The organism is Agromyces cerinus, assembly GCF_016907835.1.
Lineage (GTDB): Bacteria > Actinomycetota > Actinomycetes > Actinomycetales > Microbacteriaceae > Agromyces > Agromyces nitratus.
This window is the reverse complement of sequence record NZ_JAFBCT010000001.1, coordinates 643,312-669,224: the sequence shown is the minus strand read 5'-3', so window position 1 is coordinate 669,224 and position 25,913 is coordinate 643,312. Positions and strand designations below refer to the sequence as shown.

General features: G+C 70.2%; 21 protein-coding genes and 1 tRNA gene. 10 read left to right on the top strand and 12 right to left on the bottom strand.

Features of this window, described 5'->3' with window-relative positions; all coding sequences use genetic code 11:
* Positions 1-87: 87 nt before the first annotated feature.
* Both JOE59_RS03110 and JOE59_RS03105 read left to right on the top strand, forming a co-directional pair.
* Positions 88-2,232, top strand: a complete 2,145-nt coding sequence (locus JOE59_RS03110) for an alpha-galactosidase (RefSeq protein ID WP_204458894.1) — start codon at positions 88-90, stop codon at positions 2,230-2,232.
* Complete coding sequence (locus JOE59_RS03105; RefSeq protein ID WP_204458893.1) at positions 2,229-3,647, top strand: glucosidase family protein; 1,419 nt, start codon at positions 2,229-2,231, stop codon at positions 3,645-3,647. Before JOE59_RS03110 ends, JOE59_RS03105 begins: the two co-directional genes overlap by 4 nt.
* A gap of 18 nt (positions 3,648-3,665) precedes the next feature.
* Here the strand turns inward: JOE59_RS03105 and JOE59_RS03100 are convergent, their stop codons facing one another.
* Positions 3,666-4,724 carry a LacI family DNA-binding transcriptional regulator gene (locus tag JOE59_RS03100; RefSeq protein WP_204458892.1) on the bottom strand — a complete coding sequence of 353 codons (1,059 nt, stop codon included), beginning with the start codon at positions 4,722-4,724 and terminating at the stop codon, positions 3,666-3,668.
* A gap of 182 nt (positions 4,725-4,906) precedes the next feature.
* Between JOE59_RS03100 and JOE59_RS03095 the strand changes: the two genes are divergently transcribed.
* The gene (locus tag JOE59_RS03095) at positions 4,907-6,112 is read left to right on the top strand and encodes a metallophosphoesterase family protein (protein WP_204458891.1); all 1,206 of its coding nucleotides are present in this window, start codon (positions 4,907-4,909) and stop codon (positions 6,110-6,112) included.
* Positions 6,113-6,178: 66 nt separating this feature from the next.
* On the opposite strand, the gene JOE59_RS03090 is transcribed toward JOE59_RS03095, so the two are convergent.
* Entirely contained in the window at positions 6,179-6,976 is a 798-nt protein-coding gene (locus JOE59_RS03090) for an alpha/beta fold hydrolase (RefSeq protein WP_204458890.1), read from the bottom strand.
* Positions 6,973-7,575: an isochorismatase family protein gene (locus tag JOE59_RS03085; RefSeq protein WP_204458889.1), complete on the bottom strand. Its 603-nt coding sequence runs from the start codon at positions 7,573-7,575 to the stop codon at positions 6,973-6,975. Before JOE59_RS03085 ends, JOE59_RS03090 begins: the two co-directional genes overlap by 4 nt.
* 213 nt (positions 7,576-7,788) lie before the next feature.
* Here JOE59_RS03085 and JOE59_RS03080 point away from each other — a divergent pair, with 213 nt between their 5' ends.
* Together JOE59_RS03080 and JOE59_RS03075 are read left to right on the top strand one after the other, a co-directional pair.
* The gene (locus JOE59_RS03080; protein ID WP_204458888.1) at positions 7,789-9,222 is read left to right on the top strand and encodes an aldehyde dehydrogenase family protein; all 1,434 of its coding nucleotides are present in this window, start codon (positions 7,789-7,791) and stop codon (positions 9,220-9,222) included.
* A 145-nt stretch (positions 9,223-9,367) separates the two neighbouring features.
* Positions 9,368-9,955 carry a TetR/AcrR family transcriptional regulator gene (locus tag JOE59_RS03075; protein WP_204458887.1) on the top strand — a complete coding sequence of 196 codons (588 nt, stop codon included), beginning with the start codon at positions 9,368-9,370 and terminating at the stop codon, positions 9,953-9,955.
* 75 nt (positions 9,956-10,030) lie between these two features.
* On the opposite strand, the gene JOE59_RS03070 is transcribed toward JOE59_RS03075, so the two are convergent.
* Positions 10,031-12,118 carry a primary-amine oxidase gene (locus JOE59_RS03070; RefSeq protein ID WP_204458886.1) on the bottom strand — a complete coding sequence of 696 codons (2,088 nt, stop codon included), beginning with the start codon at positions 12,116-12,118 and terminating at the stop codon, positions 10,031-10,033.
* Positions 12,119-12,192: 74 nt separating this feature from the next.
* On the opposite strand from JOE59_RS03070, the gene JOE59_RS03065 reads away from it, so the two are divergent.
* Positions 12,193-12,738, top strand: a complete 546-nt coding sequence (locus tag JOE59_RS03065) for a hypothetical protein (protein ID WP_204458885.1) — start codon at positions 12,193-12,195, stop codon at positions 12,736-12,738.
* A 33-nt stretch (positions 12,739-12,771) separates the two neighbouring features.
* On the opposite strand, the gene JOE59_RS03060 is transcribed toward JOE59_RS03065, so the two are convergent.
* Positions 12,772-14,307, bottom strand: a complete 1,536-nt coding sequence (locus JOE59_RS03060; RefSeq protein ID WP_204458884.1) for an APC family permease — start codon at positions 14,305-14,307, stop codon at positions 12,772-12,774.
* 212 nt (positions 14,308-14,519) lie between these two features.
* Between JOE59_RS03060 and JOE59_RS03055 the strand changes: the two genes are divergently transcribed.
* On the top strand, positions 14,520-15,485 hold the full coding sequence (locus tag JOE59_RS03055; RefSeq protein WP_307836929.1) for an AraC-like ligand-binding domain-containing protein: 966 nt from the start codon (positions 14,520-14,522) through the stop codon (positions 15,483-15,485).
* A gap of 66 nt (positions 15,486-15,551) precedes the next feature.
* On the opposite strand, the gene JOE59_RS03050 is transcribed toward JOE59_RS03055, so the two are convergent.
* Both JOE59_RS03050 and JOE59_RS03045 read right to left on the bottom strand, forming a co-directional pair.
* Positions 15,552-17,183, bottom strand: a complete 1,632-nt coding sequence (locus tag JOE59_RS03050) for a D-alanyl-D-alanine carboxypeptidase/D-alanyl-D-alanine-endopeptidase (RefSeq protein WP_307836928.1) — start codon at positions 17,181-17,183, stop codon at positions 15,552-15,554.
* A 63-nt stretch (positions 17,184-17,246) separates the two neighbouring features.
* On the bottom strand, positions 17,247-18,230 hold the full coding sequence (locus JOE59_RS03045; protein WP_204458882.1) for a Gfo/Idh/MocA family protein: 984 nt from the start codon (positions 18,228-18,230) through the stop codon (positions 17,247-17,249).
* Between the two features lie 80 nt (positions 18,231-18,310).
* Here JOE59_RS03045 and JOE59_RS03040 point away from each other — a divergent pair, with 80 nt between their 5' ends.
* On the top strand, positions 18,311-19,147 hold the full coding sequence (locus JOE59_RS03040) for an SGNH/GDSL hydrolase family protein (protein WP_204458881.1): 837 nt from the start codon (positions 18,311-18,313) through the stop codon (positions 19,145-19,147).
* Positions 19,144-19,968, top strand: a complete 825-nt coding sequence (locus JOE59_RS03035; protein WP_204458880.1) for an SGNH/GDSL hydrolase family protein — start codon at positions 19,144-19,146, stop codon at positions 19,966-19,968. The genes JOE59_RS03040 and JOE59_RS03035 overlap by 4 nt, the downstream gene beginning before the upstream one ends.
* Positions 19,969-20,070: 102 nt before the next feature.
* Here the strand turns inward: JOE59_RS03035 and JOE59_RS03030 are convergent, their stop codons facing one another.
* On the bottom strand, positions 20,071-20,628 hold the full coding sequence (locus tag JOE59_RS03030) for a putative immunity protein (protein WP_204458879.1): 558 nt from the start codon (positions 20,626-20,628) through the stop codon (positions 20,071-20,073).
* Between the two features lie 79 nt (positions 20,629-20,707).
* The gene (locus tag JOE59_RS03025; RefSeq protein ID WP_204458878.1) at positions 20,708-21,523 is read right to left on the bottom strand and encodes an MBL fold metallo-hydrolase; all 816 of its coding nucleotides are present in this window, start codon (positions 21,521-21,523) and stop codon (positions 20,708-20,710) included.
* Between the two features lie 325 nt (positions 21,524-21,848).
* On the opposite strand from JOE59_RS03025, the gene JOE59_RS03020 reads away from it, so the two are divergent.
* Complete coding sequence (locus JOE59_RS03020) at positions 21,849-22,868, top strand: CorA family divalent cation transporter (RefSeq protein WP_204458877.1); 1,020 nt, start codon at positions 21,849-21,851, stop codon at positions 22,866-22,868.
* Between the two features lie 110 nt (positions 22,869-22,978).
* On the opposite strand, the gene JOE59_RS03015 is transcribed toward JOE59_RS03020, so the two are convergent.
* From JOE59_RS03015 to JOE59_RS03005, 3 genes are all read right to left on the bottom strand, one after another.
* Positions 22,979-23,054 (bottom strand) — tRNA-Thr (locus JOE59_RS03015).
* A gap of 80 nt (positions 23,055-23,134) precedes the next feature.
* The gene (locus JOE59_RS03010; protein WP_204458876.1) at positions 23,135-24,715 is read right to left on the bottom strand and encodes an alpha/beta hydrolase; all 1,581 of its coding nucleotides are present in this window, start codon (positions 24,713-24,715) and stop codon (positions 23,135-23,137) included.
* Entirely contained in the window at positions 24,712-25,899 is a 1,188-nt protein-coding gene (locus tag JOE59_RS03005; protein WP_204458875.1) for a DNA polymerase III subunit delta', read from the bottom strand. Before JOE59_RS03005 ends, JOE59_RS03010 begins: the two co-directional genes overlap by 4 nt.
* Between the last annotated feature and the right edge of the window lie 14 nt (positions 25,900-25,913).

The following is a 25,913-nucleotide window of genomic DNA, read 5'->3' as shown; positions in this document are numbered from 1 at the left end:
GAGTCGCGTCATCGGCGACTCGGCGACAGTAACATATTGCTCGTATATATGCAGCAGGAGTCTGCAAACTTGCAACGGAGGCAAAACATGGCTCACACGGTGTTCCATCTGCGCGCGGGAGGCGTCAGCGTCGTCATCGAGGCATCCGGCACCACCCTGCCGGTGATCTGCCATTGGGGACGCGACCTCGGATCCCTCGACGAGAGCGCCCTCGCCCGCGTCGCCGAGCATGCGCACGGCACCCGTGTGACGAGCGAACCGGATCACCCGCTCGCGGTCGGAGTGCTGCCCGAACCGAAGCAGGCCTGGATGGGTCCGCCGGGACTCACCGGTGATCGCGACGGGAGCGCGGGGTTCCCCGACTTCGACGCCGTGGTCACCGAGGTCGAGCAGGTCGACTCGGCGACGATCGCCCAGCGACTCGTCGCCACCGCGACGGATGCCGCGAATCGGCTCGCCGTCCGCTTGGAGTTCGAGCTGCTCCGCTCCGGCCTCCTGCGAGTGCGCGCCATCGTCCGCAACGACGGTGCGGAGCGATACCGGCTCGACGGGCTCGACCTCGCACTCCCCGTGCCCGGCCGCGCGGCCGAGCTGCTCGACTTCTCCGGTCGGCACAACGGCGAACGGCGCCCGCAGCGCACGACGATCACCGACGGCACCCACCTGCGCGAGCAGCGCCGCGGACGCCCCGGGCCGGACGCGGCGACGCTGCTCGTCGCCGGTACCGACGGCTTCGACTTCGGCAGGGGTGAGGTCTGGGCGGTGCACCTCGGCTGGTCGGGCAATCAGCGCTTGTGGGCTCACCGCACGAACGGCGGGCGCACCGCGCTCGGCGGCGGAGAGCTCCTGCTGCCGGGCGAGGTCGAACTCGATCCCGGCGAGGAGCACGAGATGCCCTGGCTGTGCGCGGCCTACGGCGAGGGCCTCGACGATGCATCCGCTCGCATTCACGACGCGCTGCGCGCCCGACCGACGCATCCCGCCGTCGGCCGGCCGGTGACCCTGAACACCTGGGAGGCGGTGTACTTCGACCACACGCTCGAACCGCTCACCGAGCTCGCCGCGCTCGCCGCCGAAGTCGGCGTGGAGCGGTTCGTGCTCGACGACGGCTGGTTCCTCGGCCGACGGCACGACCGCGCCGGGCTCGGCGACTGGACCGTCGACCCCGAGGTATGGCCGCACGGTCTCGCACCGCTCGTCGATCGCGTCCGCGAACACGGCATGCAGTTCGGCATCTGGTTCGAACCCGAGATGGTCAACCCCGATTCCGAGCTCGCCCGCGCCCACCCCGAGTGGATCCTCGCACCGCAACACCGGGACGCGCCGCTCGCCAGGCAGCAGCTCGTGCTCAACGTCGGCCACCCCGACGCGCGCGCATACCTGCGCGATCGCATCGTGGAGCTCGTCTCCGAACATCGCATCGACTACGTCAAGTGGGACCACAATCGCGACCTCGTCGAACCCGTCGATCGCGTGACCGGCCGAGCGGCCGTCCATCGCCAGACGCAGGCCGTCTACACCCTCATCGACGAGATCCGCGCGGCGTGCCCGTGGCTCGAGATCGAATCGTGCTCGGCCGGCGGCGGCCGCATCGACCTCGGCATCGCCGAACGCACCGACCGGTTCTGGACGAGCGACTCGAACGACCCGCTCGAGCGCCAGCGCATCCAGCGCTGGACGAGCCTGCTGATGCCGCCCGAGCTGCTGGGCGCGCACGTGGGCGCCGCGACCGCCCATGTCACCGGCCGCACCAGTTCGATCGACTTCCGCGCCATCACGGCGATGATCGGCAGTTTCGGCATCGAGTGGGACCTGCGTGAGGCGACCGCCGACGAGCGCGCTGCACTCACCGGATGGATCTCCGAGTTCGTGCGCCTGCGCCCGCTCATCGAACGCGGCAGGTTGCACCGCCTCGAGAGCGAGCCCGCGATCATCGCCCAGACCGTCGTCTCGGCCGACCGTCGGCATGCGATCGCGACGATCGCGACGATCGACTCCCCCGCGCACCTTCCCGGACCCGCGCTCCGGCTCGCGGGGCTCGACCCCGCGGCGAGCTATCGCGTGGCCCGGGTGCGGCCCGATGTGGCCGCCGATCCGACGTCGACCCGTCGCCAGCCCGACTGGTGGTCGGAGGCGGGCGTCTGGCCCGGCGCCGTCCTCGCCGAGGTGGGGCTGCCGATGCCGATCCTCCGCCCCCAGGAGGCCGGCCTGATCGAGCTGGTCGCGCAGTGACCGGGCTCCGCATCGCGACCGACGACGCGTCCCTCGCGGAGATGTTCGACTGGGCATCGCAGACCGCCACGCGTTTCGTCGTGTCCGACGGCAGCCACGGGCCGCTCGACGTTTCCGAAGCAGACGCCGGCCCGCATCGCACGGCCGACTACCGGGCGAGCTATCACGCCGGCTACCGGTTCCGCAGCGGCTACTACCTTCGCGACTTCGCGCATCAGGCGGTCGGTGCGCAGCTGCTCGGGCTGGCGCGGCACAATGCCGCGATGCTCGAGAGCTTCGTCCGCTCCGCGACGCCCGAGCACGGCGGTTGGCCGGTGTGGGCGCTGAACTTCGACCGCGTCACGCCGCTCGCCATCGACTACCGCGGTCCCGACCGCTTCGTGCGCGAGCTGCCCGCCGTCTTCGAGCTCGTCGAACTCGTGCACGTGCTTTATCGGTGGACTGGGGACCGCTCACTCCTCGAGCATCACGGGCACTGGCGCCGCACCCTGACCGAATTCGTCGCGGCGCACGACCGGATCCTCCCGAACGGGGTGGCCGAGGCCGACGGACCCGGCATCTTCGACGGCGCCGCGAGCTATAACGAACGGCCTGCGGGAGCCCTGCTGGAGGCCGGTGATGCGTTCGCGGCCCAGTACGCGGCCAACCGTCACGCCGCGAGCCTCGAGTCGGCTCTCGGCGAGCGCGAAGCGGCCGAGCGGTTCACCGCGGCCGCCGAGCAGCTCGCGGCGGTCTTCACCCGCGAGTGGGGCGCTCCGGATCGATCGGTCGGCGAACTCGTCTCCGCTCGGGACGCCGAGGGGAGACCGTTGCGGGAATGGCTGAAGGAGGCGAACTGGTTCCCACCCCTCAAGGGCCTCGTCGACACCGACCACCCGAACCGCGCCGCGGTGCTCGATCACATCGATCGCGCGTGCCGTGACGACGCCACCGCGCCGCGCAACGTGGAGGCCCTCAGCTACGTGCCCGAGGTGTTCCTGCGGCACGGACGCCCCGATACCGCGTACGAGTGGATGCGCACCGTGTACGACGCGCGCGATGAGCGTCACGAGGTCGCGGCGCAGGGATCGAACGGCGACTATCCGGAGGTGTCGTTCACCCTCGTCGCGCAGATCGTCGCCGGATTCCTGGGCCTCGAGCCGAATGCGTCCGCCTCGGCGGTGACGACCCGGCACGCACTGCCGCGCGGCGTCGGCCTCCTCGCGGCAGACGACATCCCCTTCGGCGACGGTCGCATCGGTGTCGGCGTGCGGCTCGACGACGAGGTGTGGCTCGAGAACCACACCTCGCGCGAGCTCGCGTGGACGCCGGTCCCCGCCCGCGACGACCGATTCCACGATCCGCACCTCGGCCGGCCGCTCTCAGAGGACGCCCTTCGTGTGGGGCCCGGAGAGCGTCGCTCGATCCTCCTCTGAGACCAGGGCGCGAACCGGTCAGACGGGAGCCGGTCCGGTCGACTGCCGCAGCCGGAGCTCGGGGTCGATGAGCGCCTCGGTCGCCTGCACCGCGCGGTTCTGGATCATGGTGACGATGGTCCGCACGCAGCTCTCCGCAAGGCTCTCGACCGGCTGCCGCACCGTCGTGAGCGGCGGGTCGGTGAAGTCGAGCATGTACGAGTCGTCGTAGCCGATGACCGAGAGGTCCTTCGGCACCTCGAGGCCACGCCGGGTCGCCGCCCTGATCGCGCCGAGCGCCATGTCGTCGCTCGACGCGACGATCGCCGTGACCCCGAGCGGCAGGAGCTCCTCGGCGGCATGGCGTCCGCCGTCGACGCTGAAATGGTGTCGCACCACGAGGTCTTCCGCATCGCTCAGGCCCCGGGAGTCCATCGCTTCGAGAAAGCCCTCGACCCGTCGGTCGGCCGGGGTGTTGCCCACCGGCCCCGCGCACATCCCGATGCGCCGGTGGCCGAGGTCGTACAGGTGCGACACCGCGATCTCGGCAGCCTGCCAGTCGTCGGTGGACACGACCGGGGTGCGGGAATTCGCGAACGCGCCGTTGACGCTCATGTACGGAATACCGCGCGACTCGAGCAGCTGCCGTGCGACGGGGTCGGCGTTGCGGAGCGTGTTGCTCGATGAGAGGAACACCACGGCCGCAATACCTGCGTCGAGCATGACCTCGATGTAGTCCCGCTCGACGACCGAGCCCGGCACGACCGGGCAGATCACGGCGCGCAGCCCATGCGGGTTCAACTCGCTCTCGATCGCGGTGCACATCGCGGCGAAGATCGGACCCTTGAGCGCGGGAACGAGCAGGAGCACGATCTCGCCCTTGACCGCGCGCTCGTAGCCGATCTCCTTGAGTGCACGCTCCACCTGCTCCCGGGTGCTCGCCGAGACGCCGTACTTGCGGTTGAGCACGCGGCTCACCGTGGCCTCGCTGACACCCGCGATCGCGGCGACTTCGGCGAGGCGCACCGTTCCTGCCGGAGATCGGGTTCGACGAGCGGCACCGACCTTCGGCGTCTGATCTGCGGTCGAATCTCCCATGCGACCCATTCTGGCTGATCCTGCGCCCCCGGCGCCGTTCTGCGGGCGCTTCGATCCGCTCCGCCTCGATGGCGCGGCGCTCCACGCTGTTCACCTCCCCGTCGCCCACGGGTCATCCGTCATCCCTAGCGTCGGCCGCGGCGCCCCTGCCGCGCCGCCACCGACGAACAGGAGAACGACCGATGCCAGAGAAGTCGCCCATCAGCCGCCGGACCATCCTCACGGCGGGAGGCCTCGGCGTGCTCGGCGCCGCCGCGCTCCCGACAACCGCGCACGCCGAGTCCGGCGACGCCGCCCGCGGCGCCACCGGCAGCCCGCGCGCCAAGGCCCCGAAGCTGCGGTTCCGCGCCGACGGCACCTTCAAGGTGGTTCAGTTCAACGACACGCAGGACGATGAGCTGACCGACCGGCGCACGGTCGAACTCATCGAGAAGACACTCGACGCCGAGACGCCCGACTTCGTGCTCATCAACGGCGACGTCATCACGGGCGGGTGCGAGACCCGTCTCGCCGTCAAGCAGGCGATCAACAACGTCGTCTGGCCGATGGAGAGCCGAGGCATCCCGTGGGCGGTCACCTACGGCAACCACGACGAGGACTCGCTGCCGCAGTCGGGGGTCGACGAGGCGATGATGCTCGACTTCTACCGCAGCTACGACTTCAACATGAACGCCGAGAACATCGCAGGCGTCACCGGCACCGGCAACACGATCGTGCCGATCCGCACCGCGGGCCGCGGCAACGACACCGCCTTCAGCCTCTGGCTCCTCGACTCCGGTCGCTACGCTCCCGGCGCCATCGACGGGCAGGACTTCGCCGGGTATCCCACCTGGGACTGGCTGCGCATGGACCAGGTGTCGTGGTACCGCGAGGAGTCGCAGCGCCTCGAGAAGAAGTTCAAGCGCAAGGTGCCCGGCCTCATGTTCGTCCACATCGCGCTCTGGGAGCACCGGTTCATGTGGTGGGGCGGCGTCGACACCCGCACCGAAGCGGATGCCGCGCGCGGACGCACCCGTCACGCCATCGTCGGCGAGCGCAACGAGGACGAGTGCCCCGGCCCCTTCAACTCGGGCATGTACAACGCGATCCTCGAGCGGGGCGACGTCAAGGGCGTCTTCGTCGGCCACGACCACGTCAACGACTACGTGGGCAACTACTACGGCGTGCTGCTCGGCTACGCGCCGGGCACGGGCTTCGGGGCGTACGGGCTGCCCGGAGCGGAGCGGAACCGCATGCGCGGCGGCCGGGTGTTCGAGCTCACGCAGGCCGGCGACGAGGTCGACATCGCCACACGCGTCGTGTACGCACGCGACTACGGCATCGACCTGACGGCGAACGACCAGCCGATGGAGCCGACCCCGCTCGCACCGAAGCAGGCCGCGATCTGACGATCATCGTCTCCGACCGCGGGGCGGGCGGCGCATCGTCGCGGCACGCCCTGCGGTCAGCCCTCGTCAGCCCTCGGCGAGGAAGGCGATCGCCGCGGACTTGAACCCGCGTGACGTGAGCGTCGAGACGTGGTCGCGGTCGGGCACCGAGACGAAGTCGGCGCCCCACTCGCGGGCGAGCTCCTGCGCGCCGGCGGGCACGGGATCGTTCTCGCCGGCGACGAACAGCACCGGGATGCCGCCGGGGATCGCCAGCGGTGCGCCCGAGACGCCCTCGATCACGGCGAGCAGTGCCTCGCGGTCGGCGCCGGCCGTGATCGCGGGGCGCAGCACCTGCTCGATCACCGGATCGCGCGGCGCCTCGTCGCGGAGCAGCACGGCCCTCGCGTCGTCGATCGCCCACGTGGCGAAGAGCTCGTCCGGCCCGGCGCCGCCCACGACGACCCGGCGCACCCGCTCGGGGGCGCTCGTCGCGAACGCCGAGACCACGCGGTTGCCCATCGAATAGGCGACGACGTCGACGACCTCGACGCCCGCGGAGTCGAGCACGGCGATGAGGTCGGCCCCGAGCAGCTCCGGTGCGTACGACTCGGCGTCGACGGGCTTGTCGCTCGTGCCGTGGCCACGGAGGTCGAGCGTGATGGTCGTGCGCCCGGCGTCTTCGAGGGCGCGCACCCAACCGGTGCCCTCCCACGTGATCGCGGCATCGGAGGCGAAGCCGTGCACGAGGAGGACGGGCGGCAGCGCGGCATCGGAGACGCCGCCGTCGGTCGGCTCGACCGCGTGCACGCGGTACCCGATGAGCACCCCGTCGGGGGCTTCCGCGTAGAGGGTCGGGGTGGTCGCCGGACCGGCCTGCCTCACGAGGCGGCCTCGTCGAGCACCGTCGACTCGGCGATGACGACCCCGGCGTGCCCGAGCTCGGCGAGCGCGGTCGCCGACGACTCGGCGGCGACGCCGGCGACGAGGTCGGTGAAGACCCGCACGTGCTGGCCGTGCTCGACCGCGTCGAGCGCGCTCGCCCGCACGCAGTAGTCGGTGGCGAGACCGACGACGTCGATGTCGGTGATGCCCCGGGCGGCGAGCACGTCGCTCACGCTCGCGCCCGCGTCATCCGTGCCCTCGAAGATCGAGTACGCGGGCACGCCCTGCCCCTTGCGGATGTGCACGTCGACGGCCGAGGTGTCGAAGTCGGGGTGATACTCGGCACCGGGAGTGCCTTCGACGCAATGCGGCGGCCAGGTGTCGACGAAGTCGGGCTCGGCATCGACCGCGAAATGGCCGCCGTTGTCGTGCTCGCCCGAGTGCCAGTCACGGGATGCCGCGACGAGCGCGTAGTCGCCCCGGTGCTGCTGCAGCAGGCGGGTGATGCCGGCGGCGACCGCGGCTCCGCCCTCGACGCCGAGCGCTCCGCCCTCGGTGAAGTCGTTCTGCACGTCGATGATGAACAGGGCCCGGGTCATGGCTCGCTCCTTCGCACGTCGATCACGGCACGGCTCGGCCGCTGCGTCCATTCTTCCAGCGATCGGCGGCGACGTGCAGGGTTCGACGCACGGTTCAGCGCATGGCGAACCGCCTCCGGTTCTGCGCGCACGGTCAAGCACGCCGCACGCACGGACAAGGCCCCGCGCACCCGCCCTGCCTACCGTGGAACCCCGACTCAACGTGGAGGAACCATGGACAGCCCGACCCCCGTGCTCGAACAGACGCGCGACGACCTGCTCGCCGAGATCCAGTCGCACGACGGCGAGCGACGCGAGATCCTCGACCCGGCGACCGGCGAGGTCGTCGGACATGCACCCGTGCACACGGTCGACGACCTCGAACGCGCCGTCGCCCGCGCGAAGGCCGCCCAGCCGTCATGGGCCGCGCTCGGGCATGAGCGGCGCAGCGAGCTGCTCATGCAGGCCGCCGACGCGATCGACGCCGAGGCCGAGGCGCTCGCGCGCATCCTCTCGCGCGAGCAGGGCAAGCCGCTGAACGGCCCCAACGCCCGGTTCGAGGTCGGCGGGGCGTCCGGCTGGCTGCGCGCCGCCGCCGCGACCCCGCTCGAGGCCGAGGTGGTCTTCGACGACGGCGAGACGCACGCCGAGCTGCAGTACCGTCCGATCGGCGTGGTGGGCGCCATCGGCCCGTGGAACTGGCCGCAGATGATCACGGTCTGGCAGGTCGGACCCGCCCTGCGCATGGGCAACACGGTGGTCGTGAAGCCCTCGGAGTACACGCCGCTCAGCGTGCTCGCGCTCATCGCGGTGATCAACCGCGTCCTGCCGGAGGGCGTCGTCGAGATCGTCTCGGGCGGCCGTGAGATCGGCGCCGCGCTGTCGTCGCATCCGGCGGTCGGCAAGGTCATGTTCACGGGTTCGACGGCGACCGGCAAGGCGATCATCCGCAGTTCGGCCGACACCGTCAAGCGCCTCACGCTCGAGCTCGGCGGCAACGACGCCGGCATCGTGCTGCCCGACGTCGACCCGAAGGCGATCGCCGAGGGGCTGTTCTGGGGCGCGTTCATCAACACGGGCCAGACCTGCGCCGCGCTGAAGCGCCTCTACGTTCACGACCGCGTCTACGACGCCGTGTGCGAGGCCCTGGTCGAGGTCGCGGGCGCGATGCCGATGGGCGTCGGGCTCGACGAGGCGAACGTGCTCGGCCCGCTGCAGAACCGCCAGCAGTTCGACATCGTCGACCGGCTCGTGGAGTCGGCGAAGGCATCGGGTGCGCGCGTGCTGCTCGGCGGCGAGCCCGACCGCGAACAGCCCGGGCACTTCTATCCGACGACGCTCGTCGCCGACATCGACAACGCGAGCCCGCTCGTGCAGGAGGAGCAGTTCGGTCCGGCGCTGCCGATCATCCGCTACCACGACGTCGACGAGGCGATCGCCCTCGCGAACGATGTCGAGGTCGGGCTGGGCGCCTCGGTGTGGGCCGCCGATCGCGACGAGGCCCGCCGCGTCGCCGCGCGCATCGAGGCCGGCACCGTGTGGATCAACTCGCACGGCACGATCCACCCGATGGTGCCGTTCGGCGGCGCGAAGCAGTCGGGGTACGGACTCGAGTTCGGCGTCGAGGGCCTGAAGGCGCTCGGCGTGCCGCAGGTCATCAACGGCTGATCCTCGAGCTTCCGCGGACACCGCGGACGGGCCGGGAGCGCGCTTCGCTCCCGGCCCGTCCGCGTGCTTCCGGCGTCGGCCGACACCGCACGCGTATCGTGGACGGCGACCGCGACGCCTGCGCCGCCGGTCGCGAGAGGGGACCATGCCGAAGATCGTCGACCACGACGAGCGCCGACTCGAGATCGTGCGCGCGACCTGGCGGCTCATCGCCGAGAAGGGGTTCCGCGCGACGACCATGCGCGAGATCGCGAAGTCGGCAGGGGTCGCCAACGGCGGGCTCTCCCCCTACTTCCGCAACAAGGAAGAGCTGATCGGCGCCACGTTCGAGCACGTCTACTCTGCGACCAACGAGAGGTTCGCGACGGTTCGCGCCGGCCTCGAGGGCATGGCCGCGCTGCGCGAGCTCATGCTGCAGATCTTCCCGCTCGATGAGGAGCGCATCCTCGAGGCCCGCATCGTGATCCCGTTCTGGGAGTACGCGGCCAACGAACCCGACCTGCTCGCCCTGCACGAACGCACGATGGACGAGTGGCGGGTCGAGATCGCCGATCACCTCGAGCGTGCGAAGCAGCTCGGCCAGGCGCGCGCCGACCTCGACGTGGCCGTCACCACGGACCATCTCATGGCCTTCGTCGACGGCGTGCAGGTGATCGCCATCGTCTCCCCCGCGAGCGCGGCGCCCGCGCGGCTCACGCGACTGCTCGACGGCTACCTCGACCTGCTGCGCTGACGCCGCACACGATCGACGGGGATGGGGCCGGATGCCGCGGCTGCGACATCCGGCCCGTGACACGTCAGCGCGTGGTCAGTGCCCGTGACCGGCGCAGGTGCACGCCCCGGCCTCGCAGCGGCATCCGCTCGCCTCGTGACCCTCGTGGACCGCGTGGGCCGCGTGCCCGCTCGCCTCGTGACCGGCAGCCTGAGCGGCGCCGGTGTGGCAGGCCATGCCGAGCGCCGCCGACGACGGCACGTTCAGCGTGGGGTTGCGGCCGAAGAAGCCGTAGGGCTTCAGCGTGAACTTGGCGGTGTCGACGGGCATGACGGGCCAATCCTCGACGCGCGGGAAGTGCGTCGGACCGAACGTGTGCCAGAGCACGATGTCGTCGCCGTCGATCGACCGGTCGGCCGCGGTGTAACGCGGCAGGCCGTCGCCGCCGGGGCCCTGGTTCACGAGGTCGCCCGCTGGGTACCGCTCGGCCTGGTCGTACCTCGTCACCCAGAGGTGCTTCCGGGTGAAGCCGGCTCGCTTGGCGATGACCGATTCGGGGTCGGCGAGCAGGGTGGGCGAGCCCTGGGCGATGAGCTCGTAGCCGACCGGACGGCCCAGGCGGTTCGTCTTCTCGGTGTTCACGATGTGCCAGGTGCGCCCGGCGATGGGATCCGCGTCGCGCGCGCCCTCGACCTCGGTGCGCAGGCGCGTGCTCCGCTTGGTGAAGGCGTTGCCATATGCGTTGCCCTCGCCCATCGGCACCCTTGCGGCGTCGACCTCGTCGACCGCGTTGGCGAGGCCGTCGACCATCATGTCGAGGCGCGCACTGAAGAGGTGCTGGTGGTACGGCGCCCCGAGGCCGGGCGCCACCTCGCTGGCATGGTCTCCGGCCGCGGCGTCGAAGGCCGACGTGAAGAGCACGCCCGTGAGCTTGGCCTCGCACTCGATGGTGCCATCGAGGTAGAGGTACCAGTAGAAACCGTAGTCGTAGTTGCCGACGGTGGTGAAGAAGCTGATCACGAGCCGGCGCTGGCGGCGCACCTCGTTCGAGCCGGTGTAGATGTCGGTGTGCTTCCAGAGGGTGCCGTAGTCCTCCTCGTGCATGCAGATGGCGTTCGGGATGACCCGGGGGTGCCCGAACTCGTCGGCGATCGTCGCGTCGAAGTAGCGGATCTCGCCCAGGCAGTCGCAGCCGAGCTGCAGCGAGTTCGCGTAGCGGCCGAACACGTACTCGCCGGTGTCGAAGTAGTTCTGCCAGAAGCGCGCGGGTGAGGGGTCGCCGTAGGGCACGACCATCTCGGCGATCGAGGCGCGGTAGACGATGTCGCGCTCCTCGCCGCCCTGGTCGGCGTCGACGTAGCGGATGCGACGCAGCACGAGCCCTTCTCGGGCGTCGAAGGCGAGCGAGAAGCGCCAGTTCGCCCAGCTCACCCGGTCGTCGTCGACCGAGTAGCTCGGCCCCTCGGGCTGGCTGATCTCGATCGGCTTCAGGGTGTCGAGCGGCGCGCCCTGCACCGCCGGGTCATCGAAGTTGCCGCCCTCGGCGGGGATGTCGTAGACGTGGTGGTCGATGAGCTCGAACATGCGCCCCTCGATCATGTCGACGTAGGCGCAGAGGCCGTCGACGGGGTGGGCCCAGCAGTGGTCCTGCTCGTTCTCGCGCATGAAGGCGAGCACGCGGATGACGCGACGGCCCGCCTCGGCCTCGAAGCCGTAGTTGCCGGCCGAGAGCGGCGCGAGGGCGACCTGCTCGTGCGTGATGCCGCGCTTGGCGAGGGCGTCGTGCCACGCCTGCTCGGCTCCGAGGAGGTCGTAGATCGCCTCGAACTCGACGTCGAGGATCGGCACGTGGCCGTTCGCGCCGTCGATCGCCTCGTTCGAGAGCACCGCACGGTCGGTGATCGAGACGCGGAGGTCGGCCGACGCCCCCGTCGACCGGTCGAGCACCAGGGCGCGCACGATGCGGGGCAGTTCAGCGCCCGCGAGCACGTCGGCCTTGGCCGGTTCGTCGAGGCCGAGGTAGACGAATCGCGTCGCCTCGCCGATGAGCGCGGCCTCGTGCAGGATGTCGCGGGCCGCGTCGATCTCGTCGGCCGAGAGTCCGCGCAGCGGGTCGTTCGCGACGGCGTGCGACGGCGCACCGGGGCGCCGGCCGATCGAGTGGAGGGTGGACGTCGCTGTCATGTTGCACCTTTTTTCTCTACGTTTGTCGAGTAATATAACCGCACGCACCGGAACAGGGAAGATTCGGAAGACGAATGGTCGAGATCGCGCACGGCGTCATGCTCCTCGGTGCACTGACCGGAACGGCCGCCGCGCTCGCGCCCGGCCGGGTACGGGCTCTCGACGTCGTGGCCGCCCTCGTCATGGCCGCTGCAATGCTCGACACGGTGTTCACCCGCCTGCTGCCCGGGCTCGCCTGGTCGGCGCTCCTCGTCGCCGCGGGTCTCGCCATCGGCATCCGGACCCGCCGCGGCATCCGTCGCCCCGACCCGTCGACACGATGCGGCCGTCCGCTCGCCGACCTGCACCATGCCCTCGCCCTGATCGCCACCGGATGGCTGCTCGCCGGCGTCGGGGCGGCCGCGGCGACGTCCGCGACGTCCGCCGTCCACCACGGCGGCACCGTGCTGCCGTTCCAGTGGCCGGCCGTGATCGCCGTGATCGCGCTCGGCGCGTGCGTGGCGGCCAGGGCCGTGCGGTCGGGACGGGCGGCGCTGCGACACGGGGCGATGGCGGCGGGCATGACCGTCATGCTCGCCGCCATGGCCGCCCCGGCCGCCGTCGCCGCCCTCGGCTCGTAACCGCGCCGGGCACCGGCCGCCACTGCTCACGGCTCAGATCCCGCGGTGCCCCTCGCCGTCGATCAGGTCGGCCTCAGCCTCCTCGATACCGTGACCGATGCGGGCGTACAGCTCGGGATTCCGCTTCCGGATGGCGAAGCCCCAGATGACGCCGAGCACGCCGGGCACGATGAGCAGCGCGGGCAGCACGAACGTCACCGGCGTGGTCTCGGCCTGGCCGAGCAACACGTTGAAGTTCGCGACGATGAGCACGAACACCGTGAAGAGCACGACCGCCGAGATGAGCGGTGCGATGAACGTCGACCAGCGGCCGAGTCCGCGCCGGTCGCGGCGGAAGAACCCGATCACCGAGATGGCGATGATGCACATGAGCAGCACGAGCCCCATCGCCCCCGTGTTGGTCAGCCAGGTGAACATCGTGAGCACCGGGTAGAGGAACTCCGTCGGTGCGAAGTCGTTCTTCAGCCCCATGACCTCGCCCGCGAAGACGAAGCCGAGCGTGACCACGAGCGCGATGATCGTCTGCGCGAGCGAACCGGCCCACGGCGCACGGGAGACCACGCGTACCGAGCCGAGTCGGGGGTGCAGCACACCCTCGCGTCCGAGCGAGTACAGGTAGCGCGCGACCGCGTTGTGGAACGACTGCAGGGCCGCGAACAGGCTCGTGAGGAACAGCACCTGCATGAGGTCGCTGATGATGACCGGTGCGTGCTCGCTCATGAAGACGAACATGAGGTCGGGGCCGTACGTCGCAGAGGCCTCGGCGATCTGCGACGGGCCGATGCCCACGGTGAAAGCCCAGGCGCTGAACGCGTAGAAGACGCCGATGATCGCCACGGCCGCATAGGTGGCGCGGGCGACGGTGCGCTTGGGGTCCTTCGACTCCTCGCCGTAGATCGCGGCCGACTCGAAGCCCATGAAGGCGGCGATGCCGAACGAGAGCACGGCACCGACGCCCGGCACGAACAGGTTCGAGAGCTCGAGGCCCGCCGTGCTCACGCCCTCCGGTGCGACCGAGAACGAGACGATGTCGAAGACCAGCACGGCGAGGAACTCGAGCGCCACGAGGATGCCGAGGACCTTCGCCGAGAGGTCGACGCGGTTCACCCCGAGCACGGCGACGACGCCGATGCAGACGAGGATCCAGAGCCACCACGGGGTCGCGATGCCGAGCTTCGCCTCGAGGAACATCGACATCTGGAACCCGAAGAGCCCGTAGATGCCGACCTGCATGGCGTTGTACGCGACGAGCGCCACGAGCGAGGCGCCGACGCCGAACGGCCGGCCGATGCCCTGCGCGATGTAGGCGTAGAAGGCGCCCGCGTTCGTCACGTACCGACTCATCGCGGCGTAGCCGACGGCGAACACGGCGAGCGCCGCGGCGAGCACGATGAAGCCGATCGGCACGCCGATCACGCCCGTGACCGCGAACGTGGTCGTGACGCCGCCGGCGACGACGGTGAGCGGGGCGGACGCCGCGATGATCATGAGGGTGACGGATGGCACGCCCAAGCGGCGGCGGCCGAGGCCGCCGCTCTGCTTCGGCGGAGTGGTCGTCGTGGAGGTCATGGCTGGGGGTTCCTTATCCGACGGGGAGCGAGCCACGGCGGCGTCGCCCGGTTCCGGCTCATGATTCCCGTCCGGAACCTTCCGGCCTTGTCGGAGAGCGAAGGGTGGTTGTCCCCGAACGCAGGCTCGCACTGTCGGTTTTGTCTCGACAGGCGTAGAGTCTCCCCACCCGGACGTCGATGTCCGTCCCCCCGGAGATGAGGTGCATGCCCGTGCTCGACGAATCCGTGCGCTCCGCCCCACTCGACCGGGCGGCCCTGCCGCTCGGCTTCGGCGCGTTCAGCGCACTCGTCTCGCAGTCCTTCGTGCCGCTGCAGGTGCGCTCCGACCGGCAGGACTCGTTCCGCGGCGACATCCGCGCCTCGACCAACGACGACGTGCACGTCTCGGTCGTCACCGCCGACGGCCACGAGATCCACCGCACGCCGGAACTCGTCGCCCGCTCGAGCCACCGCTGCTTCAAGGTGGGCCTACAACTGGCCGGCACGGGCCTGCTCATCCAGGAGAACCGCGAGGCGGTGCTCCGCCCCGGCGATCTCACCGTCTACGACACCGACTCGCCGTACACGCTCGTGTTCGAGGAGGCGTTCAGCACGCTCGTGCTCATGGTGCCGCACCGCGCGCTCGAACTGCCCACCGACGCCGTACGCGGCATGACCGCGGCAACCATCGACGGCGGCACCGGGCTCGCACGGGTCGTGGCCCGCTTCCTCGGCGAACTCGCGGGCGACCTGCAGCAGCTCGACGGGCCGATCGGCGGTCGGCTCGCCCGCAACGCCGTGGACCTCGTGACCACCCTCTACGCACGCGAACTCGACGTGGCACGCGACGCCGATCGACCGCACCGAGCCATGCTCCGACGCGTTCAGGGCTACATCGACGAGCACCTGGGCGACCCCGATCTCACGCCCGGCAGCATCGCCGCGGCTGCCTACATCTCGACCAGGCACCTGCACGCGCTCTTCCACGAGGAGGGGCTCACGGTCTCGACGTTCATCAGGGCGCGCCGACTCGACCGCTGTCGCCGCGAGCTCGGCGATCCGCTGACCGCGCACCGCCCCATCGGCCAGGTCGCCACCAGGTGGGGCTTCGCGGATGCCGCGCACTTCAGCCGCGCGTTCCGAGCCGAGTTCGGCGAGCCGCCGAGCTCATTCCGCGCGCGCACGACCGCTGCCTGAGCATCGCGTCGACGGCCGACGTGTCGACGTCGGGGTTGGCACTCAACGCTCGGCGAGCCGCGCCCGTCACAGGTTGGCGAGGTTGTCGCCGCAGAGGTAGAAACCCGTCGTGAGCGTGTCGATCGCCTGCTTCGCCTCATCGGTGACGTCGCCGAGGGCGTAGATCGCGAAGGTCAGGGTCGCGCCGTCCTCTGCCCGAACGACGCCCGAGAGCGTGTAGCCGGTGTCGATCCAGCCGGTCTTGGCGGAGACCGCACCGTCGGCGACCGAGTTGTCGCCCGCGAAGCGGTCGTCGTAACTGAGCGAACCGCGCTCGCCCGAGACCGGCAGTCCGTCCATGAGCACGCCGAGGTTGCCCTCGCGCGCGTTGATCTTCACGAACAACCGGGTCAGGTACGACGGCGGCACCGCGTTGTTGTCGGACAGCCCCGACCCGTCGACGATCGTGATGCCCGTGGTGTCGATGCCGTAGGCGGCGAGTCCCTCGAGCACTCCGGCGTTGATCGCGCCGAAGGTGTTGCCCGAACCGGTCTCGATGGCGACGAGCCTGGCGAGCATCTCGGCCGCGGTGTTGTCGGAGACCACGAGGGCCTTGTCGACGAGCTCCGCGACGGTCGGCGACTGCACCTGGCCGAGCTGCGTCGCGCCGGCCGGGGCGACGCCGCGTTCGATCACCTCGATGCCGCCGAGCTCGTCGGCGAAGGCGTCGCCGGCGCGGCCCACGGGGTCGTCGCTGCGCCACGAGGTGTTCGACCCGGGGTCGTCGCGGTCGCCGTCGACCATGAGGGCGGCGATGTTCGACATGTAGCCGTCGTCGCGCTCCTTGAGCGCCCAGCTCGGCTCCCACTCGTCGCCGCCGAAGTAGCTCGCATCGAGGATGAGCTTCGTCAGCGGCGGGTTCGCGGGATCGGCGTCCCACGCCGCCTCGACCTGGGCGGCGAGGTCGTCGAGGTGCGCGGCGCCCGGGTAGACGGTCTCGGTGCCGCTCGAGGTGCGGGAGAGCGTGGCATCGCCACCGCCGACGAGCACGACCGAGCCCGGCTCCGAACCCTTCACGACGGTGGTCGGGGTGCGGTAGTCGGGCCCGAGCACCGAGAGGGCCGCGGCAGACGTGAGCACCTTCATGACGCTCGCGGTGCGCGAGGCGGTCGTTCCGCCGCGGTCGTAGAGCACCTCGCCCGTGGAGGCGTTCATCACCTGCGCCTGGAGGTTGGCGAGACGCCCGTCGGCCGCGCGATCGGCGACCGAGCAGGTGCGCAGCCGGCTCGCCGCCGCGACCGCCTCGGGCACCGGCCGGGCGGGGTCGGCGGTGGGTGTGGGTGTCGGGGTCGTCGTCGCGAGGGCAGCGGATGCCGCTCCGCCGCCGTTGCTCGCGATGCCGGCGGCGACCGCGCCGGCGCCGATGAGGCCGAAGGCGACGACGCCGCCCGCGATCATGAGCGGCAGGCGATGCGTGCGGGCGAATGCAGCGATCGCGGCGAGCACACCCGACTTCGGGGATTCGGCGTCGTCGGCCGCGTCGGGCGCCTCAGCCGTTGCAGCGTCGGAGCTCGGAGCACCGACGACGTCCTCTGCCGACGTTTCTGCGGTCTCAGAGACTGACGTTTCGGCGGTCTCAGCGGCCGACGTGTCGGCGTCAGCGGTCGACGGGTCGCTCGGGTCGGGGGTCTCCCCCGCGGCATCCGTCTCGTCGATCACCCGGGAATCCTACGGAGTCATCCTCAAGAGAACCTGATCATGCGGCTGATCGGGCGCTGCCGATCACTCGCCGGGGTAGACGAGACCGATCTGCCGGCGGATCTCGTCGAGCGACGCCATGATCGCCACGGTCTCGTCGATCGGCAGCAGGTCGCCCGTGAGGGTGCCCGCCGCGACGAGCCGTTCGACCGCTTCGGCCTGGAAGTGCATGCCCCGGCCGACGACCTCCGAGCGGTACTCCTCGAGCTGCGTGCCGTCGGCGGCGATGACCCGGAAGGTCGTGGGCGAGTACCAGACCTGGTCGATCTCGATGCGGGCCTCGGTGCCGAGCACGACCGCGGTATTCGGCCCCTTCACGTCGCTCGCCGAGATGGTGGAGGCCATGCGCCCGCCCTCGTAGCTGTAGACGACGGCCACCTGCGCGTCGGCGCCGGTCGACTTGAAGGTCGCCGATGCCTGGGTCGTCGCGGGGGCGCCGAAGAGGTCCCATGCGAAGGAGATCGGGTAGATGCCGAGGTCGAGCAGGGCTCCGCCGCCGAGTTCGAGCGCGTTGATGCGGTGCGCCGGGTCGTCGGAGAGCAGCTGGGTGTGGTCGGCGATGAGCGTGCGCACCTCGCCGAGCGTGCCCGCCGCGATGATCTCGCGGATGCGCGCCATGTGCGGCAGGTACCTGGTCCACATGGCCTCGAGCACGAGCAGGCCCTTCGCCGCGGCGAGCTCGGCGAGCGCTCGCGCCTCGGCGGCGTTGACCGTGAACGCCTTCTCGACGAGCACGTGCTTGCCGGCCTCGAGCGCGAGGGTGGCGCCGGCGGCGTGCATCGGATGCGGCGTGGAGACGTAGATCACGTCGACCTCGGGGTCGGCGGCGAGCGCTTCGTAGCTGGCATGCGCGTTCGGGATGTCGAACTCGGCGGCGAACGCGTCGGCGTTCTCCTGCGAGCGCGACCCGACCGCCTGCACGGTGAATCCGTTGAGCTTCAGGTCGTTGGCGAAGGCGTGCGCGATGCCGCCGGTGGCGAGGATGCCCCACCGCAGTCGTTCGGTCATGCCGACAGCCTATGCCGCCGGCACCCTCCCCCTGTTCGGGGATCATGTGGTTTCCTCACGATCAGGTCTAACGTTCAGCCATGACGGCTGTATTCGCTTGGAAGGGCCGCGTCATCGGCAGTGCCGCCGCGGCCATCATCGCCCTCGTGGTGATCCCCGCGGGGATCGCCGGCCCGGCCGCTGCCGCGCCACCCTCAGCGACGTCGTCGTCGCCCGTCGCCAAGTACGTCGCCCTCGGCGACTCCGTGGCAGCAGGGCAGGGCGCGGGCGGCTATGTCGACGCCTGCCTCAGAAGCCCGAGCGGCTACCCGACGCTCCTCGACGCCGCGCCGCGCACGAACCTGCTGCGCAATCCCTCCTGCAGCGGAGCGACGATCGCGGATGTCGCTGCGAACCAGCTCTCCCAGGTCAACCGCGGCACGACGCTCGTGACCCTCACGGTCGGCGCGAACGAGGTCGACCTGACGGGCATCCTGGCGGCGTGCTCCATCCCGGAGCCCGCCCTGGAGTGCCTGCTCGCCGTACAGGCCGCGCAGGACTACCTCGCCTCCGGGCAGCTGACCGTCGACATCGCGGGGCTCGTCACGGCGATCGCGACGCGCTCCCCCGGGGCGGAGGTCCTCGTGACCGGGTACGCGATCCCGTTCCAGCCGGGGCTGCTCCCCCTCACCGATCAGGTGAACGCGCTCACCGCCGCGATGAACTCGCTCATCGCTGCAGGCGCCGCGAGCGCAGCGGCATCCGGTGTCGACGCAGGGTATGTCGACGTGACCGAGCTGTTCGCCGGTCACGGCGTCGGTTCGGGCGCCTCGTGGCTCGGCGAGAACCCAGCCGACCCGATCACCTTCCTCCACCCGAACGCCGCCGGCTACTCCGCCTATCGCGAAGCGCTCCTCACCGCATCGGCACTGCCGTGAACGGGTCGTCGCGGCCGCGGTTCGCACTCGCGGCGGCGCTGCTCGCAGCGCTGATCACCCTCGGCTCGGTCGCGTCGCCGGCACTGGCGGCGCCCTCGGGCAAGGGCAAGCCCGGCGGCGGGGGCGGCAACGCCCAACTCGCCTACGCGGCACTGGGCGACTCCTACGCGGCCGGCCTCGGCGCCGGCAGCTACCTCGAGACGAGCTGCTATACCAGCTCGAAGGGATACCCGGCACTGCTCGACGCCGATGCGAACCTCGCACTCTCCGCTCGACCGGCCTGCCGCGGCGCGACCACGGCCGACGTGGTCTCGAAGCAGGTTCCCGCGCTCCCGGCGAACGCCGTGCGGGTCACGCTCACCGTCGGCGGCAACGATGTCGGCTTCGCGAACGTGATGCAGAACTGCTTCGTGCTCGTGAACAGCACGTGCGAGACGCACATCATCGCGGGCGAGACCATGGTGCAGAACGGTGTGCTCGCCCAGAACGTGCGCAACGCCATCGCGGCGATCAAGGCGAAGGCCCCGAACGCCCGGGTGGTCGTCACGGGATACCCGCTGCTGTTCGCGCCGACCTCGCGCTACCAGTGGGCGACCCGCGTCAACACCGGCACCGTCGCCCTGAACGACGCGATCGAGGCCGCGGCGGTGCTCGCCGGCGCCGTGTACGTCGACGTCGAAGCGCCCTTCACCGGTCACGGCATCGGCAGTGCCGCGCCGTGGATCAACGACTGGAGCTGGCTGCGCTCGAACGACTCGTTCCACGCCAACGCCGCCGGGTACCAGGCCTTCGCGGCCGCCCTGCGCCCGGCGCTCAAGTGACTCCTGAACCACACGCGCTCTTCCTCGCGTGAGATGCGAACGGCCCGGCGATCCCGGGCCGTTCGTGTGTGCGCAGGATGCCAGTTGCCGGGTGCCGATCGTCTACCGGGCGCTCTGCTGCGGGGAGGTGCTGCCGATGGCGGCCTGGATCTCGCGAATCGTCGATCCGAGGATGCCCGACGCGAGCAGTCCCGAGCCGAGCGGGCCCGCGGTGTCCTCGCCGACGGGCGGCAGCTGTCGAAGGGCGGACTTCGTCTCGTCGGTCATGTGCTCGACCTGCCAGGAGATCTCATCGCGGACGGCATCGGGTCGATCCGGAACGGCAAGCCCCACCGCTTTCGCGGCGTAGGCGGCCGCGCCCAGAGCATGCGCGCCCATGTGAGCGACGCCGGCGGCCTGTGCGGCGGCCCGCGCGGCCGCCACTGCCGCGGGAGAACTCACCGCGTGCGCAGCTCGACCGGCGACGAAACGTCGGCGTATCTCGCCGGCGGCATCGAGATCACCGCGAGCGAACGCCCGAGTCCGAGCGATGGCATCACGCGGTCGATCGTCTGCAGGGGCCTCCTCCTCGAACAGGCCCAGGACCCGCTCGGCGCATTCCGCCGCCCATGCTGCGACCAGGCGGCGATCGGTCTCACTCAACGACTGCGGCGAAAGCATGTCGACAGGTTCTCATACTGCCCGCACGATGCAGCGCTGATCGGCACGCAGCCATCGATCACCTGCACGATGCACCGGCTCATTCGGGGACCTCGTCGCGGAGCCAGCTGACATAGCGGAGCAGGGAGCGCTCGGTGATGTCGTGCGCTCGCGCGGTCAACTCGCCGAAGGCGCCGTAGAGACGATCGAATTCCAGTGGCAGCACCGTGTTCATGATGCGACGCACCGCCCGTTCCGGGAGCGGGATGTTGTTCACGAAGCTGCGCATGACGTTGACCGATGCGCGATCGGCTCCGATCGCGATCGTGTCGCCGGTCAGGAGCACCCCTCGGCCCTCGGCTCCAGCCGGCCAGTGCACGACGCTGCTGCCCGCGAAGTGGCCGCCGCATTCGAGCATCACGAGCCCGGGGAGGAGTTCGACGCGGTCCTGCCAGAGCCTGATCGCGGGGTCCGGTCGCCGGATCCACGCTTCGTCCTTCCGCGCGACGTAGACCGGCACCCCGTCGAATGCGTGGCTCCACTGGATGGACGACCCGGTGAGATGCGGATGGCTCGACGCGATCGCGGCGACGCCGCCGAGACGGCGCACCGCGTCCACTCCCGCGTCGTCGATGAATCCCGGGGGCTCGAAGAGCAGATTGCCGGCCTCGGTCTGCACGAGCAGCCCGCGCTGCCCGATGCCGAGTTCCGGTTCCGTGGTGATGCCGTGCAGGCCCGGCTCGATCTCGGATGTGGTGACGCGATAGCCCGTGCCGGCCAACTCCTCCCGGGTCGTCCACCGCTGTCCGCTCGCCGGAACGAACTGGCGGTCGTCGGAACAGATCGCGCAGAACGCGGGCGGGGTGGCGGTGTCAGCGTGCTCGATCGCGCACGTGGCGCAGGTCCAGATCGTCACGGGAAGCCCTTTCGTTCGGTGGCATCGGCAGTCTGAATGCTCAAGTCGACTTGAGGTCAAGTCCGGTGTGCGCCACCCCGGATGCTCAGCCGGCGTCGCACTCGAGCGGCCGCCCATGCTGCGACCACGCGGCGATCGGTCTCACTCAGCGACTGCGGCGAAAGTAGTCTTCGGAGGAGTCGTCGCGTCGATGTCAAGTCCCTCCCGCAGCAGCGGCAGCCGACCGAGAATCGAATGGTCGGGCTGCAGAGAGTCCGACTGAGGGGCCGCCCACAGGAGCGCGAGACCTCAACGCGCTTCAGTCCATTCCCCCAAGGATGAGAGTGTGCGACCCTTCACAGACCAAGGGATCGAGGACACGATGAGCGGGACCGACCCCGCGCCGATGCCATTCGCCACAGTCACCTTCACGGATGATGGTGTTGCTCAGCCGGAGGCTGAGGACCCGCCTGGTGAGAACCGGGTGTGGAAGTGGCTGCATGCATCGAACCCGGACCAAGAAGATGCGGCCGCGATGGCGCGGGAGTTGGGCCTCCATCCTGTTGTCGCCGAGGACCTGATGCAGGGGCGGCAGCCACCGAAGCTCGAAGCCTTCGATGAGCAGCTCTACCTCACGGTCTGGGACGACGTACTGAACGAGGATGAGCCCGACGTGCGCGGTGAACTCTTCCTCATCATCGGTGACCGGTGGTTGCTGACCGTACAGCGGGGGGCCCATCCGACGATGCCGGACCTGGAGCGCATCCTCACAGCAGCCGGTCCAGTCCCGGCGACATCACCGATTGCGGCGACATATCGCATCCTGAACTCGATCGTCCAAGCGTACGTCGGCACCGCGGCGCAGATCGAGGCTGAGCTCGATGAGCTCGAAACGCAGGTCTTCGACAGCAATACACAGGAGGATTTCGTTCGCATCTACAGCCTTCGCCGACGGATAGGCCGGATCGACCGAGCCATCGGGGGCCTCGCCTCGGCACTCGAGGGAGGTCGCGACCACCTCGCAAGGCTCGTCGGAGAAGACCAGACTCTCGCACCGTATCTCCGCCATCTCTACAACGACACCACTGGCGTCGCCACTCTCGCGGCCGCGCAGCATGCGGCATTGGACGCCGCTGTCGCGAACCACCAAAGCAACGTCGGATACCGCCAGAACAAGAACATGCGGACCATTTCCGCGTTCGCTGCGCTGCTGGCGATCCCTACGCTCATCGCAGGTGTCTACGGGATGAACTTCAAGAACCTGCCCTTGGTCCAGTGGCAGTTCGGGTGGGTCGTGATCGTAGCGACGACCGTCGTTCTCGATCTCGTCGTCTACCGCACCTTCAAACGCCGCGGCTGGCTCTAGCGGGTTCCATGGGCGCTACCGTATCGGATTCTCCGACCAGATGACGGCGCCCTCGTATTCGCGGCAGCCCCAAATGCAGAACGGCCCGGATCTCTCCAGGCCGTTCTCGTTGGAGCCGCCTGTGGGAATCGAACCCACGACCTTCTCATTACGAGTGAGACGCTCTGCCGACTGAGCTAAGGCGGCGTGGCATCCGGAGCACCTGAGGCGCACCGACTGGCACGAGAATCCATGTTAGCGGGTTTCGGGAGCCCCGTTGACCACCTTCAGCATTTCGGGTCGCCGGCGGGAACGGTGCCGTCGATGAAGTACGACTCGACGGCGTCGTTCACGCACGCGTTCGACTTGTTGTAGGCGGTGTGCCCCTCGCCCTCGTACGTGATGAGCACCCCGCTGTCGAGCTGTTCGGCGAGGGCGACGGCCCACTCGTACGGCGTCGCGGGGTCGCCGGTCGTGCCGATGACGAGGATCGGCGCGGCGCCCTCCGCGTGGATCTCTGCGCGTTCGGCGTCGCTCTGGTACGGCCAGTTGATGCAGCCGAGGTCACCGAACCCGAAGTACGGGCCGATGACGGGCGCGACCTCTGCGGTCGCCGCCGCGTTCTCGCGCATCACCTCGACATCGGACTGGTACGTGTAGTCGAGGCAGTTGACCGCGGTGAACGCCTCGGCCGAGTTGTCGAGGTAGGTGCCGTCTTCGCTGCGCCCGTTGTAGAGGTCGGCGAAGGTCAGCGCCGTGTCGGCCTCGCCGAACATCACCGACTCGAACAGGTCGTTCAGGTACGGCCACGAGTCCGCGCTGTAGAGCGGGTAGATGATCGCCGTGACGAGGGTGTCGGCGCCCACGAGGCGGCCGTCGGTGCCGCGCAACGGACTCTGGTCGACGGATGCCAGGAGCCGGCTGATCTCGTCGAGCGCATCGTCGACCGTGCCGCTGAACGGGCAGTCGCTGCCCGAGAGGCAGAACTCGAGGTAGGCCTTCAGGGCGTTCTCGAAGCCGATCGCCTGTGCCCGCCCAACCTCGGGCTCGCTCGCCGAGGGGTCGATCGCCCCGTCGAGCACGAGCTTGCCGACCTTGTCGGGGTAGAGCTCGGCGTAGGTGGCGCCGAGGAAGGTACCGTACGAGAACCCGAGGTAGTTGAGCTCCTCGTCGCCGAGGATCGCGCGCAGCAGGTCCATGTCGCGCGCCGCGCTCTCGGTGTCGACGTTGCCGAGCAGCGGGCCGGTGTTCTCGGCGCATGCCTCGCCGAACGCCCGCTCGGTCGATTCGACCTCGGCGATCCACTCGTCGCTGCCGCGCACGCCCGGCGTGATGCCGTAGAGGTACTCGTCCATCTCGGGGGCGTCGTAGCAGGCGACTCCCGACGAGCGGCCGACGCCGCGGGGGTCGAATCCGACGACGTCGAAGCGCTCCTGCAGGGGTTGCCCGACGGCGTAGTCGAGCGAGTCCATCACGAAGTCGTATCCCGAGCCGCCGGGTCCGCCCGGGTTCACGAGCAGTGAGCCGAGCTTCTCTCCCGTGGCCACGTGGCGCACGAGGGCGAGTTCGGTCTCGCCGGCCGACGGGTCACTCCAGTCGAGGGGCGCCTTCGCCGTGGTGCAGCCCATGCCGTCACCGCAGCGTTCCCACTTCAGCACCTGCGTGTAGAAGGGCTCGAGATCGGCCGAGACCTCTTCACCCGTCGGCGTCGAGACCGGTTGCTGCGGGTTCAGGAACGCGGGCACGCAGCCGCTCAGGGCGAGCAGTGCCGCGAGGGCGCCGACGATCGCGACGGCACGCGTGCCACGCGGCATCCCTTCGACAGGCTCAGGACGGCGCCGTCGTCTGGCGGTGGTCGTGTCGATCATGCAGCCCCTCGTTCTGTGGACGGTCGTCGGATGGCGGAGACCAGCATCGCCTCGAGCGCGAGCGCCGGCGAGACGTTGCCGTCGATGCGGGTGCGCGCCTGCTGGATCGCGTCGAGCGTCGCGAGCGTTCGAGCAGGCGCCGCGGATGCCGCGGCGCGCTGCATGCCCGCCTCGAGCTCCCGGTTGACGAGCGGCACGTCGGCGTGGAGCTGGATGAGCAGGATGTCGCGGTAGAGCGACGCGAGGTCGACGAGGATGCGGTCGATGCCGTCGCGGAGGCTTCGGGTGGCGCGGCGCTTCTGGTCGTCTTCGAGCGCCTTCAGCTGCGGTCGCAGCGCGTTGGGCACCGCCTGGCCGGGAGCCACGCCGAGCGAGTGCAGGGCGCTCGCGCGCTCCTCCGCGTCGCGCAGTTCGCCGATCGCCTTGGCGTCTTCACCTGCGATCTCGATGAAGCGTGCGGCGGTCGTCACCGCTCCCGACGCGGATCGCACGGCGAGGGCGAGTTCGAGCGTCTCGGATCGGCGTCGCCGCGCCTCCTCGTTGGTCGCGAGCCGGTGCGCCATGCCGATGTGGCTCTGCGACTCGCGGGCGGCGCGCTCGGCGAGCACGGGGTCGACGCCGTCGCGGCGTTCGAGGAGTGCTGCGACATCCGCGATGCTCGGCACCTGCAGGCGCACCGAGCGCACGCGGGAGCGGATGGTCGGGATGAGGTCGGCCTCGCTCGGTGCGCACAGGATCCATACCGTGCGCTCGGGCGGCTCTTCGAGCTCCTTCAGCAGGAAGTTCGAGGTCTGCTCGGTCATGCGGTCGGCGTCTTCGACGATGATGACCCGGTGCCGGCCGATCGACGGCGCGTAGTGCGAGCGGCGCACGATGTCGCGCACGTCGTCGCGCTTGATGATGACGCCCTCGGTGGCGAGCACGTGCAGGTCGGGGTGGCTGCGCGCATCGACCTGCGCCTGCGTTCGTTCGTCGCCGTCGGCCGTGCCCGAGATGAGCGCGGTCGCGAAGGCGTACGCGAGGTTCGAACGCCCCGATCCGGGCGGGCCCGTGACGAGCCACGAGTGGGTCATCTGCTGCGCGCTCGAGCCCGCGGACCCGGCTCCGGCTTCGGCAGATTCGGCCGCGGCGCGGAAGAGCGCGATCGCGGCGTCCTGCCCCGTCAGCTCACTCCACACGCTCACGGTTCAACGCTACC